Annotated in this window: 15 protein-coding genes; 9 read left to right on the forward strand and 6 right to left on the reverse strand. The window is 72.3% G+C overall.

The genetic code is table 11. The annotated features are described in order from the left end of the window. On the forward strand, positions 1-255 hold a 255-nt coding region (locus tag GVL03_RS13195; protein WP_235038162.1), incomplete at its 5' end, for a sugar phosphate isomerase/epimerase. A gap of 26 nt (positions 256-281) precedes the next feature. On the opposite strand, the gene GVL03_RS13200 is transcribed toward GVL03_RS13195, so the two are convergent. Further along, positions 282-1,490, reverse strand: coding sequence for a cobalamin-independent methionine synthase II family protein (locus tag GVL03_RS13200; RefSeq protein ID WP_159501470.1), 1,209 nt, complete (start codon positions 1,488-1,490; stop codon positions 282-284). A gap of 293 nt (positions 1,491-1,783) precedes the next feature. Here GVL03_RS13200 and GVL03_RS13205 point away from each other — a divergent pair, with 293 nt between their 5' ends. From GVL03_RS13205 to GVL03_RS13230, 6 genes are all read left to right on the forward strand, one after another. Continuing rightward, positions 1,784-2,524, forward strand: a complete 741-nt coding sequence (locus GVL03_RS13205) for a 3-oxoacid CoA-transferase subunit A (RefSeq protein WP_159501471.1) — start codon at positions 1,784-1,786, stop codon at positions 2,522-2,524. Further along, on the forward strand, positions 2,521-3,171 hold the full coding sequence (locus GVL03_RS13210) for a 3-oxoacid CoA-transferase subunit B (protein ID WP_159501472.1): 651 nt from the start codon (positions 2,521-2,523) through the stop codon (positions 3,169-3,171). Before GVL03_RS13205 ends, GVL03_RS13210 begins: the two co-directional genes overlap by 4 nt. Before the next feature lie 3 nt (positions 3,172-3,174). Continuing rightward, positions 3,175-4,350, forward strand: coding sequence for a thiolase family protein (locus tag GVL03_RS13215; RefSeq protein ID WP_159501473.1), 1,176 nt, complete (start codon positions 3,175-3,177; stop codon positions 4,348-4,350). Between the two features lie 156 nt (positions 4,351-4,506). Then, complete coding sequence (locus tag GVL03_RS13220) at positions 4,507-5,292, forward strand: IclR family transcriptional regulator C-terminal domain-containing protein (protein WP_159501474.1); 786 nt, start codon at positions 4,507-4,509, stop codon at positions 5,290-5,292. A gap of 150 nt (positions 5,293-5,442) precedes the next feature. Continuing rightward, positions 5,443-5,598 (forward strand): hypothetical protein, encoded by a 156-nt coding sequence (locus GVL03_RS13225; protein ID WP_159501475.1) that lies wholly within the window; start codon positions 5,443-5,445, stop codon positions 5,596-5,598. Positions 5,599-5,605: 7 nt separating this feature from the next. Next, positions 5,606-6,244, forward strand: a complete 639-nt coding sequence (locus GVL03_RS13230; protein WP_159501476.1) for a hypothetical protein — start codon at positions 5,606-5,608, stop codon at positions 6,242-6,244. Positions 6,245-6,340: 96 nt separating this feature from the next. On the opposite strand, the gene GVL03_RS13235 is transcribed toward GVL03_RS13230, so the two are convergent. The 5 genes from GVL03_RS13235 to GVL03_RS13255 form a co-directional block, all read right to left on the reverse strand. Beyond that, positions 6,341-6,604, reverse strand: a complete 264-nt coding sequence (locus tag GVL03_RS13235) for a hypothetical protein (protein ID WP_159501477.1) — start codon at positions 6,602-6,604, stop codon at positions 6,341-6,343. Between the two features lie 357 nt (positions 6,605-6,961). After that, positions 6,962-7,105, reverse strand: a complete 144-nt coding sequence (locus GVL03_RS13240) for a hypothetical protein (RefSeq protein WP_159501478.1) — start codon at positions 7,103-7,105, stop codon at positions 6,962-6,964. 140 nt (positions 7,106-7,245) lie between these two features. Then, positions 7,246-7,992 carry a hypothetical protein gene (locus GVL03_RS13245; protein WP_159501479.1) on the reverse strand — a complete coding sequence of 249 codons (747 nt, stop codon included), beginning with the start codon at positions 7,990-7,992 and terminating at the stop codon, positions 7,246-7,248. Between the two features lie 391 nt (positions 7,993-8,383). Continuing rightward, positions 8,384-9,046, reverse strand: coding sequence for a response regulator transcription factor (locus GVL03_RS13250; protein WP_159501480.1), 663 nt, complete (start codon positions 9,044-9,046; stop codon positions 8,384-8,386). A gap of 62 nt (positions 9,047-9,108) precedes the next feature. Further along, positions 9,109-10,281 (reverse strand): sensor histidine kinase, encoded by a 1,173-nt coding sequence (locus tag GVL03_RS13255; protein ID WP_159501481.1) that lies wholly within the window; start codon positions 10,279-10,281, stop codon positions 9,109-9,111. Positions 10,282-10,465: 184 nt separating this feature from the next. Between GVL03_RS13255 and GVL03_RS13260 the strand changes: the two genes are divergently transcribed. Next, complete coding sequence (locus GVL03_RS13260) at positions 10,466-11,047, forward strand: hypothetical protein (RefSeq protein WP_159501482.1); 582 nt, start codon at positions 10,466-10,468, stop codon at positions 11,045-11,047. 150 nt (positions 11,048-11,197) lie between these two features. Further along, positions 11,198-12,652, forward strand: a complete 1,455-nt coding sequence (locus GVL03_RS13265; protein WP_159501483.1) for an MFS transporter — start codon at positions 11,198-11,200, stop codon at positions 12,650-12,652. The last annotated feature ends 67 nt before the right edge of the window (positions 12,653-12,719 follow it).

A 12,719-nucleotide genomic window follows, 5' to 3' on the forward strand; every position in this document is an offset into this window, starting at 1 on the left:
GTGTTGGGCTCTCATCTGCCGTGGGGGGATCCGCGGCGGGGGTGGGATTTCGTCTCCACGGGTCACGGTGATGTGCCGTGGGAGGATGCGTTCCGTGCGCTCGATGCGATCGGGTATGCGGGGCCGATCTCGATCGAGTGGGAGGATGCCGGGATGGATCGTCTGCACGGGGCGGCCGAGGCGGTGGAGTTCGTGCGGTCGCTGTTGTGGAGACGTCCCGACGCGTCCTTCGACGCCGCGTTCTCCACCCGCTGACGGCGACGGGTGAGCTGGATGCCCGGCTACGCCGAGGCGCGCCGTGCGCCCTCGCCGAGCGCGTCGAGCTTGGCCCAGGCGATGTCGGGGTGGATCCGGCCGCCGAGGCCGCAGTCGGTCGAGGCGATCACCCGGTCGGCGCCCACGATGCCGGCGAAGCGGCCGATGCGCTGCGCGACGAGGTCGGGGTGCTCGACGACGTTCGTCGCGTGGCTGACCACGCCGGGGACCAGCACGAGATCGTCGGGGATCGTCCCGGCGGCCGCCGCATCCTGCCATGCGGTCCACTCGTGCTCGTGGCGCACGTTCCCGGCCTCGAACGAGATCGAGCCGACGTTCGCCTCGAGCACGACGGGCAGGATGTCGGAGATCGGGATGTCGGTGACGTGCGGGCCGTGCCACGAGCCCCAGCACACGTGCAGGCGCACGAGCTCCTTCGGCAGCCCATCGAGCGCGTGGTTCAGCGCCTCGACCCGGATGCGGGTGAACGTCCGGTAGTCGGCGACGGTCGGCTCGGGGCTGATCTGGTCCCAGTTCTCGGCGAGTGAGGGGTCGTCGATCTGCAGGACGAGACCGGCGTCGGTGATCGACTTGTACTCCTCGCGCAGCGCGTCGGCCCAGGCGTGGATGTGCTCCTCCTCGGTCGCGTAGTGCTCGTTCCACACCCGCGAGCCGCTGCCGGGCGAGATCGCCGTGAGGAAGCCCTGCTCGCCCGGGCGGAGGGCGTCGCGCAGATGCCGGATGTCGGCGGCCACCGCATCCTGCCCGCGGTAGACGAGCGGCCCGGTCGTCGTGGGGAACGCGGTCGCGGTCCTGCCGGTGAAGGCGCCGCTGTGGGGGTCGGCGTAGACGGCGGGGAAGAGCTGCCGGTCGCGGCGGTCGAGGAACGAGGTCAACTCGATGCGCCCCGGGACCGAGACCGCGAACGGCTGTGTGAACAGGTCGGTGTCGGTGAGCGAGAGGCCGGCCACGCGCTGGAACGAGTACGACCACCACGCGCCGTAGTCGAGGGCGTTCGACATGGCCTTGCCGTACTCGCCGTCGCCGACGAGCGTGATGCCCGCCTCGCGCTGGTGTTCGACGACGTCGCCGACGGCGGTGGCGACGAGGCTCTCGAACTCGGGCGTGCTGCGCAGAGTGAAGCCGTCCTCCTCGAACTCGCGCGCGGCGTTCGCGTCGATCAGGGCACGGCTTCGGGGCAGGCTCCCCGAGGTGGTCGTGGCGATGGCGGACATCGATTTCCTCCTCGTGACGATGTGTCATCGGCTCTCGCCCCGGCGACGGTGGGATCACGATCGCGCATCCGGTGCACGATCGGGTCGACGGTGCTCAAGGCGGAGGCTTCCGATTCACGAGCCGTGGCGAGCATAGCGGCGCTCGGCGGCGGGTCGCCGGGTCTGTGTCGGAAGGTGACGGACGGCGCGGTGTCGCGCGCGGATTCTGCGGGTGGCGGACGATCGCATTCGCGCGTTATCCTTGTTCACAATACGCACGTACGTTCGCAATGCGAACACCCGAAGGAGGATACGTGATCGACAAGACCGTTCCGAACGTCGAGGCAGCCGTCGCGGGCATCGCGGACGGCGCCACCGTCATGATCGGCGGCTTCGGCCGCGCCGGTCAGCCCGTCGAGCTCATCGACGCCCTGATCGCCCACGGGGCGAGCGACCTCACGATCGTGAACAACAACGCCGGCAACGGCGACACCGGTCTGGCGGCGCTGCTCGCGGCGAAGCGGGTGCGCAAGATCATCTGCTCGTTCCCGCGGCAGAGCGACTCCTGGGTGTTCGACGGGCTGTACCGGGCGGGCGAGATCGAGCTGGAGCTCGTGCCGCAGGGCAACCTCGCCGAGCGCATCCGGGCCGCAGGCGCCGGCATCGGCGCGTTCTTCTCTCCCACCGGTGTCGGCACTCAGCTGGCCGAGGGCAAGGAGGCGCGCGAGATCGGCGGCCGTCGGTACGTGCTGGAGTACCCGATCACCGCGGACTTCGCGCTCATCAGCGCGCGCAAGGGCGACCGCTGGGGCAATCTCGTGTTCCGCGAGACCGCCCGCAACTTCGGGCCCATCATGGCGACCGCCGCCGCGACGACGATCGCGCAGGTCGACGAGGTCGTGCCGCTGGGCGACATCGACCCCGAGACCGTCGTGACGCCCGGCCTGTTCGTCGACCGCGTCGTGGCCGTGGGGGAGCGGCCGTGGCTGCGCGACGACGTGTTCGTCGGCGGCGTCGACCTGGAGGGCCGCGCGCTCGAGGAGGAGAACCGATGACCACCCGCATCTCGCGCGACGACCTCGCGCGCCGCATCGCCGCCGACATCCCCGAGGGCTCCTACGTGAACCTCGGGATCGGCGCGCCCACCCTCGTGGCCAACTTCCTGCCGGCGGACGAGGAGATCATCCTCCACACCGAGAACGGCCTGCTGGGGATGGGGCCCGCCCCCGAGCCCGGGCTGGTCGATCCCGATCTCATCAACGCCGGCAAGCAGGCGGTGACCGCGCTGCCCGGAGCGGCGTACTTCCACCACGCCGACTCCTTCGCGATGATGCGCGGCGGCCACCTCGACGTGTGCGTGCTGGGGGCCTTCCAGGTGTCGCAGACCGGGGACCTGGCGAACTGGTCGACCGGGGCACCGGGCGCGATCCCGGCCGTCGGCGGCGCGATGGACCTCGCGATCGGCGCGAAGGACGTGTACGTGATGACGGACCTGCTCACCAAGCAGGGGGAGTCGAAGCTGGTCGCCGCCTGCACCTACCCGCTCACCGGCGTCGGCTGCGTCTCGCGCGTGTACACCGATCACGCCGTGTTCGACGTCGCGGACGGCGCATTCGTCGTCCGCGAGCTGTTCGGCGACAACACGATCGATGAGCTGCGCGAGCTCACCGGGCTCGCACTCGGTGCGACGGAAGGGAACTGAACCATGACCGCATCCTTTGTGTACGACGCCGTCCGCACACCCTTCGGCCGTGCCGCCGGCGCCCTCGCGGGCGTACGGCCCGACGACCTCGCCGCCGTCGTGATGAAGGCCGTCGTGGAGCGCGCCGGGGTCGACCCGGCCGCCATCTCCGACGTGATCTTCGGCGACGCGAACCAGGCCGGCGAGGACAACCGCGACGTGGCGCGGTTCGGCGCACTTCTCGCCGGGTTCCCCACGAGCGTGACCGGCGTGACCGTCAACCGGCTGTGCTCGTCGTCGCTCGAGGCGGTGATCCAGGCGGCGCGCGCGGTCGAGACCGGGGACGCCGACATCGTGCTGGCCGGCGGCGTGGAGTCCATGAGCCGCGCCCCGTTCATCGTCGAGAAGTCGCCGAAGCCGTGGCCCGCCGTCGGCAATCAGACGCTGTGGAACACCGCGATCGGCTGGCGCATGACCAACCGGAGGCTGCCCGCGCAGTGGACGATCTCCAACGGCGAGTCGGCGGAGAAGATCGCCGGAGAGTGGGGCATCTCCCGCGAGGCGCAGGACGAGTTCGCGGTGCGCTCGCACCGGCTCGCGGCGAGGGCATGGGCCGACGGCGTCTACGCCCCCGAGATCGTCCAGGTGCCGGGCGTCGAGCTGTCGCGTGACGAGGGCATCCGCGACGACACCTCGGTCGAGAAGCTCGCCGGGCTGAAGGCCCTGTTCGCCTCGGACGGCGCCGGCACCGTCACCGCCGGGAACTCCTCGCCCATCAACGACGGGGCCTCCGCCGTGTTGATCGGGGCGGAGGGTGCTCTGCCGGGCGAGCCGCTGGCGCGCATCGCGGGCCGGGCCGCCCACGGCGTCGACCCCGACCAGTTCCCGATCGCGCCGATCGAGGCCGCCAACAAGGCGCTGGCCCGCGCCGGGAAGACCTGGGCCGACGTCGACGTCGTCGAGCTGAACGAGGCGTTCGCGTCGCAGTCGCTCGCCTGCATCGCCGGCTGGCCCGAGCTCGATCCGGAGAGAGTCAACATCCACGGCGGCGCGCTCGCGATCGGGCATCCGCTGGGGGCCTCGGGCGGCCGCATCCTCGGCCATGCCGCGCACGAGCTGGCCCGGCGCGGCGGCGGGGTCGCGGTCGCCGCGATCTGCATCGGCGTCGGTCAGGGACTCGCGGTGGTCCTGGAGCGCTGATCGCCTGGTCCGGCGCATGCGCGGCACAACGGCGGAGATCCGGCCGGATGCGCAGGTCGTGCCCGGGCGTGCCCGGCGTGTCGCCCACGGTCCCCGCCGTTGTGCATTCGCACGGGCGCCCGGAAGCGGCGGCACCGGGCAGGAGAGGATGGGATCGTGAACGAACGATCCGAGAGGGAGCCCGCGTCGGGCGAGTTCGTGCAGTCGTTCGCGCGCGGGCTCGCCGTCATCCGGGCGTTCGATGCGGAGAACCCCGGTCTGTCGCTCAGCGACGTCGCCCGCCGCGCCGATCTCCCGCGGGCCGCGGCCCGCCGATTCCTGCACACGCTCGAGGCCCTCGGCTACGTCCGCAGCGACGGGCGGCGGTTCTCGCTCACCCCGCGCGTGCTGGAGCTGGGCTTCAGCTATCTGTCGGCGCTGTCGCTGCCCGAGCTCGTGCAACCGCACCTCGAGCGACTGTCCCGCGCGGTCGACGAGAGCGTGTCGGCGGCCGTGCTCGACGGCACCGACATCGTGTACGTCGCACGCGTGCCGATCCGCCGCATCATGAGCGTGCGCATCACGATCGGCACCCGCTTCCCCGCCTCCGCGACGAGCATGGGCCGGGTGCTGCTGGCCGGGCTCCCGGAGGCGGAGCGCGACGAGGTGCTCGCCGCATCCGCCCGCGAGCACCTCACCGACCGGACTCTCACCGGTCCCGCCGCGCTCCGCACGGAGCTGAGCCGGGTGAGGGAGCAGGGCTGGGCGCTCGTCGACGGGGAGCTGGAGGATGGGCTGCGCTCGGTCGCGGCCCCCCTCCACGGCCGGGACGGAGCCGTGGTCGCCGCGGTCAACGTGTCCACCAGCGCCACCCGCGACACCGTCGAACGTCTCACCGACGAGTACGTGCCCGCGTTGCTGGCGGCGACGGCGGCGATCGACGCGGAGCTCAGGATGCGGTGACCGATCCGCCCGCGATCCGCGGGCGGATCATGTCGTCCGCACGCAGTAGCCGAGCCCGTCCGCCTGGACCACGACACGGGGCCGGTGGAGCGGAGACGATGGGACCGTCCCCGAGCAGGGGGCGGATCCTCCGAAGAACAGGGATGAGACATGACCTCCGCAACCCACCGCGTGCCGCGTCGCCTGGCCGCAGAGTCCATCGTCGGCCCGGTCGTCTACGACCGCGACGCGATCCGTGTGCCCGGCACCCTCCAGGTCTCGCTGGGAGACGCCGCCGCACTCCAGCGTGCGCTTCGCGCCCGGTGAGCCGGCGGTGAGGGGCGCCCTCCACGCCGACCCCGGCACCGGGGTCCATCCGCTCCCCGGTGCCGAGGCGTCTCCCACGGCGGGCGGCACCGAGTCGGGGTCCGGGTCCGAGCCTGCGGCGCGGCGCGGACGGTTCGGCGGCCGCTACCGGCGCCCGCCCGTGCCGACCGATCGCGCCCGCAACCGCATGTCGGCGTTCGTCTACGGCAACGTGCTGGTGCTCGCGGCGGTCGTCGCGCTCAGCGCGCACGACATCGAGGACGGCACCGGCATGGCGATCGTGCTGGTCACCGCGCTGACGACGCTCTGCGCGCACCTGCTCGCCCATTCGGTGGGCGCGCTGGTGGGCCGGCGACCGGAGGAGCCGTGGCGTCACGTGCGGCAGGAGCTGCGGGACGTCGTCCCGATCGCGACGAGCGCCATCGCCCCGACGATCTGTCTGATCGGGGGAGTGCTGGGGTCCTATACGCCGCTCGTGGCGCAGCTCATCGCCTCGGGCGTCGTGGTGCTGCGGCTGGCGCTGATGGGGCCGATCGCCCGGCACCTGTTCCCCGACGGGTCGCGACTGGCCGCGCTGTGGCTCGGCCTCGGCATCGCCGCCGTCGGGATGGCGATCGCCGCCGGCAAGCTGTTCCTGACGCACTGACCGGCTCCGGCCGGCTCCGCCCCGTTGGCGACGGGACGTACGATGATGCCCCGCGTGACGCCCGAGGTCGGGTCGTCGCGCGGGGCGTCTCGTCCGTCAGGGCCGCTCGGGCTCGTCCGCCGCGAGGGCGGTCTGGGCGCGGGAGGCGATGTCCTCGACGCGGCGGCCGACCGCGTCCGGCGTGTGGTCCTTCGTGAACGTCGCCGCTCGGCCGATCGCGTCCGAGGTCTTGCCGACGGCCGCGGCGAACCGCTCCTCGCTGCGCGCCGTGTGCGCGTCGAGCCTCTGCTTCATCGACTCCTCGTGCGCCTGGATGCGGGTGGCGACGTCGTCGCGGGTGGACTCCTCGTTCTCGGTCATCTTCCGGTCTCCTCTCTGGGGTGGGATCCGATGCCCCCGTGGGCGATGGATCCGCCGATGAGCCCAGCATCCTCCCGGCGTCCGGAGGGCGCGTCGTCCGGATGGAGCGTCCGCCGTAGACCGGATGCAGTAGGGTCGCCCGTCGGCGACCAGGGGTGACTCACCAGTCGTCGGATCCGTGGGGCGGATGTCGCCTGCTGAGGCACGACGAGGGCCCCGCCCGCCGTTCATCCGACGACTGAGGACGCATCAGCTTCCCCGCGTCCCTGCTTGCGTGAGGTGGCGAAAGCCCGGTCGCTGCCCTTCGTCTCGGAGCTTGCGCTCCTCGCTCAGGGACCGAGAGCGGAGACTTTCGAGTCAGAAGAGGGCTGTGAGGGCGACGATGCCCACGCCGACCGCCGTGGGGAGGAGACCGAGGAGCACGAGCAGGGCGAGCGTGCCGAGGTCCGCGCGGAGACGGCGGACCCAGGCCGGCGTGTCGGCGTCGCTGCGGGCGGTCACGGCCGCTCCCCGCCGGGGAACGTGCGCTCCGGTCCGTGGCGGGCGGGTCGCCGCCCAGGGGACGTGCGCCGCAGCCCGTGACACGCGCGCGGCGGCGTGCAGACGCGCCCGCCGCGCGGCGGCCCCGGCACGATGTCGTGTCATGGCAGCGGTCGTGGTGTCGGATCCGTCGCGGGCCCGGGAAGACGGTGGACCAGCATGTAGACGCCGATCAGCGCGACCGCCGAGCCCATGGCGAGCCCGCACAGGGCGTTGGAGAACGTGTGGTCGGCCTCCGAGGCCATCGACAGCAGCGCGGTCTGGGTCAGCACGAGCAGGATCAGGGAGGCGGCGAGATTTCCCAGCTTGTTGAGCTCCATCAGCAGGTCCTTCCGCTTCCGGGACGAGACGAGCCCGTGCACGGAGAAGCCGAGCTCGACGAAGGTCACCGCCGCGATCGCGATCGCGACCACGGGATCGTATTCGTCCGTGGCCTTCGAGCCGCCCGGATACGGGATGCAGCACGCGATGTAGATCGCCGCGAGCACGACGAGGAGGGCCCCGCCGCAGCGGTACGCCCTCTTCGCGGCGGTGGCCGAGCCGCGCCGGTCGCGGCGGTCCGACGCCACGATGAGCGTCTTCACCCCGACCAGGCCCAGCGTGAAGACCACGTTCCCCAGGATGAACAGCGAAGGGGCGATCAGCATCAGGCCGCCCTTCCAGCCCGCCATGGCGAGGTGCCCGGGGATGGCGGCGGCGGAGAAGTAGACGTTGCGGCGACCGGCGTCCCTCAGGCGCACGGCGACGCGACGCGAGCCCGGTCGCCCGCGCCGCGCCGCGCCGCCGCCGCCGATGCCCCGCCGCGTCGTCACCGTGCTCTCGACGGTGTCGCCGCGGGTGGTGGTCATCGGCTCCGGCGTGCGATGACGACGCCCACCGTCGCCAGCACGGCGGCGGCGACTCCGGTTCCGATGATCTTCGTGCGAGTGGACATGGCTGCTCCTTGCGATCGTGCATCCGGGCTGCTCCGCGGCTGGTGTGCCCTCAGCCTCGCAAGACGCGGCGCGATCGGGATCGTCCTGCCGGATCGCCGCGCGTACTGCGTCCGGACGAGCGCGTCAGCGACCGCGAGCGCAGCGAGACGAAGCGCCCCACCGGAACGGGCACACCGCGTCCCTTCGTCTCGGAGCTGTGCTCCTCGCTCAGGGACCGGGAAGACGAGACTTTCGGGTCAGCGGCCGGGGTCGCTGACGACCGACGAAGGAAGCGAAATCTCCCCACTCCGGGGAGACTTTCGGGTCAGGGGCGGATGCCGGCTTGCACGGCGAGGGAGACCAGGTGCGCGCGATCCCGCGCGGACACCTTCGTCATGGCCCGGTTGGCGTGGGTCTTCACCGTGAACGGCGAGATGAAGATCCGGCGACCGATCTCGGCGTTGTCGAGACCCTCGACGACCAGCCGGACCACTTCCAGCTCGCGCGGCGTCAGCTGGGCGAACAGCGCCTGCTTGTCGGGGTCCGCCGGCGGCGGCTCCGGTGCGTCGTGGAGATGATCCACCAGTGCGCCGACCGCCGTCGGCGACAGGGCGTTCTCCCCGCCCGCGATCCGCAGGACGCCCTCCGTGAGCTCGGCGGGGCTCGCACCCTTGCTGAAGAAGCCGTCCGCACCGGCACGCAGCGCCTTGAGGACGTTCTCGTCCTGGTCGAAGGTCGTCAGCACGAGAACGCGCGGAGAGGCCGACCCGTGCCGTGCGCGGATGCGGCGCGTGGTCTCCACGCCGTCGATGCCGGGCATGTTCAGATCGAGCAGCACGACGTCGACCGGAGTGCGCTCCAGCAGATCGAGCGCCGTGATCCCCTCGGCGGCCTCCGCGACCACCTCGATCTCGGGGTGCGCGCCGAGGATGACGCGAAGCCCCGCCCGGATCATCTCCTGATCGTCGACCAGCATCACGGTGACCATGAGCTCCTCCCTTCTGACGCGACGTCTCCCCGAGGGAGAGATCTCGCATCCTTCGTCGGCCGTCATCGGCCGCGGGCCGCTGACACGGGAACGACGGCGTCGAGCCAGAACAGCCTCCCGTCGATCCTGACATCCAATCCGCCGCCGGCGGACTCGGCGCGCTCGCGCATGCCGACCAGCCCGTTCCCCCCGGTCGACTGCGGGTCCGCTGTCTGTCGACTGCGCATGTTCACGACCTGGATGCGGATCTCGTCCTCCGTGCGCTCCACGGTCAGCGACACCGTTCCCTCGCCGTGCTTCTGCGCGTTGGTCAGCGACTCCTGCACGATGCGGAAGACGGCAGCGGCGGCCTGCGGCGAGATGTCGGGAGGGGGCTCGGCGATCGTGTCCTCGATCTGCATCCCGGCGTCGCGCCACCTCTCCACGAGCTCCGCGACCGAGTGGTAGGCGTGCTCGGAGCGCGCGGGATCGTCGCCGACGCGCAGCACGCTCAGGATCTGCTGCGTCTCGCGCAGCACGGCCTGCGCCGCGGCGCGCGCGGCGACGAGGTCGGCACGCGCGGCGTCCGCGCCGGGGGGCAGGTGGACCTCCGCCGCGCCCAGACGCATGTTGACCACCGCCACCTGGTGACCCACGCTGTCGTGCAGGTCGCGGGCGATGCGAAGCCGCTCCTGCGCCACCCCGCGTTCTACGGCCGTCGCGTGGGTGAGCTCGGCCTCGTGCGCGCGCTGCTCCACTTCTCGGCGGTAGCTCGCATTGTCGCGGATCGCGCTGCCGATCGCCGCACCCATGACGGCGGCGAACGCCGCGACGGAGGCGCTCACGGCCACGTTCGCGTCGATCGCGGCGGCCTCCCAGCCTGCGGCGGCGAGGTTCGAGACCGCCACGACGCCGCCGGCGATCAGCGCGGAGGACCCGCGCAGCGCGATGAGGAAGACGAAGAAGCAGGCGATCGACCAGATCCCGGTGGAGGGGACCGATGCCACGACGGCCATCGGCGCGGCGGCCGCGACCGGGATCAGACCGGCATAGGGATGGCGCAGCCCCGCGGCCACGCCCGTGGCAGACAGCACGATGCAGACGTAGGCGAGCGGCGGGGAGCCCGAGACGGCGAGGGTCACGGTGTTCACGACGAGGGCGACCGCGATCACCCCCAGTGACGTCAGTGCGAGCGCTCGCGGCACCCGCTCCCAGACGGGACGAGGTCGGAGCGGAGTCTGCGCGGTCGCCGTCACGGTGTCGATCCTGTCATCGCGGCGGCCCTCCGCGCGCCCTCGCGGGCGCGACCTACTCCCGATGCAGTAGGTCGCGCGCGCTCGCTGGACGACTCTCCCGGCCTCCTGCGGGAGGACCATCGAGGAGATCACAGGGCTCGACCTCGATCCGCCCGCATCCGACCTCGCTTCCCGGAGCACAGACATGACCACCGACCAGATCCCGTCCACGGCTCCCGAGAGGGGCGGCGGCTCGTACGTCGCGTACGAGTACCTGTCGGTGAAGGCGCCCCGGAGCCTCGGGGCGCTCTATCGGGACACCTACCGCGGCTTCGGCTGGATCGGCGAGAACGCAGAGCCCCCCGACCCGTTCCGCCCGCCGTCGGCGACCCCGGGGATGCACTCGGGGGTCGTCGCGCTCACACTGAAGCGCGACCGCAGCATCCGCAATCGCGAGCTCGTGCAGGAGCTGCAGCGCACGGCCGAGCGCAGCCTCGCGGCGATCGCCCGGCTGGAGCGGCACACGACGGTCGCCGTCGTGTGCGTCGCCGTCCCGCTGGGCGTCGTCGGCGCAGCCCTGCTCGCCGCCGCGGTCCTCAGCGTGATCGGGGGGCTTCTCGCGCTCTCGATCGTGCTCGGCGCCGCCGGGCTCCTGTCGTGGATGGGCGCCTTCCTCTCGCAGGGGACGGTGCGCCGCCGCAGTCTCGCACGGGTGACCCCGCTGATCGACCGGGAGCACGACGAGCTGCACGAAGCCGCCGGTCGGGCCAGCCGGCTGCTGGCCTGAGCGGCCGATCCGTTCGTCGTACTGCGACTGACGTAGTCGTGGCGGTCCGCCGGGGCGATTCGGCGCGGGGCGCGACTGGCGAGGATCGTCTGGACCGCCGCCGCGGCCCCGCCGCAGCCGACCCGCGCAGACCGAGAGGACCACCCATCCATGACCACCGCCACGCCGCCCGCGACCCTGCAGCCCGCCGCACCGCCCTCGTCCCTGTCCGCCGGACGGATCCGTCTCGTCGTGCTGGTCCTTGCCGCCACCGGGGTGATCGCGGCCGGCATGCAGACGCTCATCGTGCCGCTCATCGGGCGCCTCCCCGCCCTCCTGGGAGCATCCGCCGACGACACCGCGTGGGCGGTGACCGCGACCCTTCTCGCATCGGCGGCCGTCGTGCCGGCGGTCGGGAGGCTGGGCGACATGTTCGGCAAGCGCCGGATGATCCTCCTCAGCCTGCTGCCGCTTATCGCCGGCTCCGTGATCTGCGCGCTCGCCGGATCCCTCGTGCCTCTGATCGTCGGACGTGCCCTGCAAGGACTCGGGATGGGGGTCATCCCGCTCGGGATGAGCCTGCTGCGCGAGGTCCTGCCGCCCGAGCGCGTGGGTTCGGCCGTCGCGATGATGAGCGCGTCGATGGGCATCGGCGGCGCCATCGCACTCCCGGTCGCCGCGGCGATCGCCGAGTACTCGAGCTGGCGCGGCATGTTCTGGACGTTCGCGGGACTGGCCGTGGCGGTCCTGGTCCTCGTGTGCTGCCTCGTCCCCGCGGATGCGCCGGGCCGTCGCGGGCAGCGATTCGACCTGATCGGCGCGGTGCTGCTGGCGGCCTCCCTCGTGAGCCTCCTGCTGGCCGTCTCGAAGGGCGCGGACTGGGGCTGGTCGAACGGGCGGACGGTCGGCTGTCTGCTGGTGGCCGCGATGTTGCTGGGCTCGTGGATCCTGCAGCAGCTGCGCGCCCGATCGCCGCTGGTCGATCTGCGGCGCGTGGGCACCGGCACCGTCGCGATCACCAACGTCGCCTCGTTCCTCGTCGGCTTCTCCATGTACGCCCAGTCGCTGGCGATCCCGCAGCTGATGCAGCTGCCGGCCGAGACCGGATACGGGATGGGTCAGTCCATGCTCCAGATGGCGCTGTGGCTCGTGCCGAGCGGCGTGACGATGATGGTGGTCTCCCCGTTCGGGGCGCGACTGACCGCGTGGCGCGGGCCGAAGACGACACTCGTGGCCGGGGCGCTCGTCGTGGCCGCCGGATACGGGGTGGCGCTGCTGACCATCTCCTCGGTCTGGGGGCTGGTTGCGGCGACCATCGTGATCAGCGCCGGCATCGGCCTCGCCTACGGCGCGATCCCGATGCTCGTCATGGGCGGGGTCGACGCTCATGAGACCGCCGCGGCCAACGCGTTCAACACGCTGGTCCGCTCGGTCGGCACGAGCGCCGCCGCGGCGCTCATCGGGGCTGTGCTCGCGGCGTTCGCCGGGAGCGTCTCCGGCCACTCGGTGCCCGCCCTCGCGGGCTTCCAGGTGACGCTCGTCGTCGGCGGCGGTGCCGCGCTCGCCGCGGCGGCGGTGGCCATGTGCATCTCCTCGCGCCGTTCCCGCGCGGTGCGGGCCGGCTGACCGACCGCCCCCGTGCGCGAGAGCGGTCACGGGCCGACCCCGCCGACGCCCCGGCCGCTCGGCCGCC

It is taken from the genome of Microbacterium sp. 18062 (assembly GCF_902706225.1).
GTDB lineage: Bacteria > Actinomycetota > Actinomycetes > Actinomycetales > Microbacteriaceae > Microbacterium.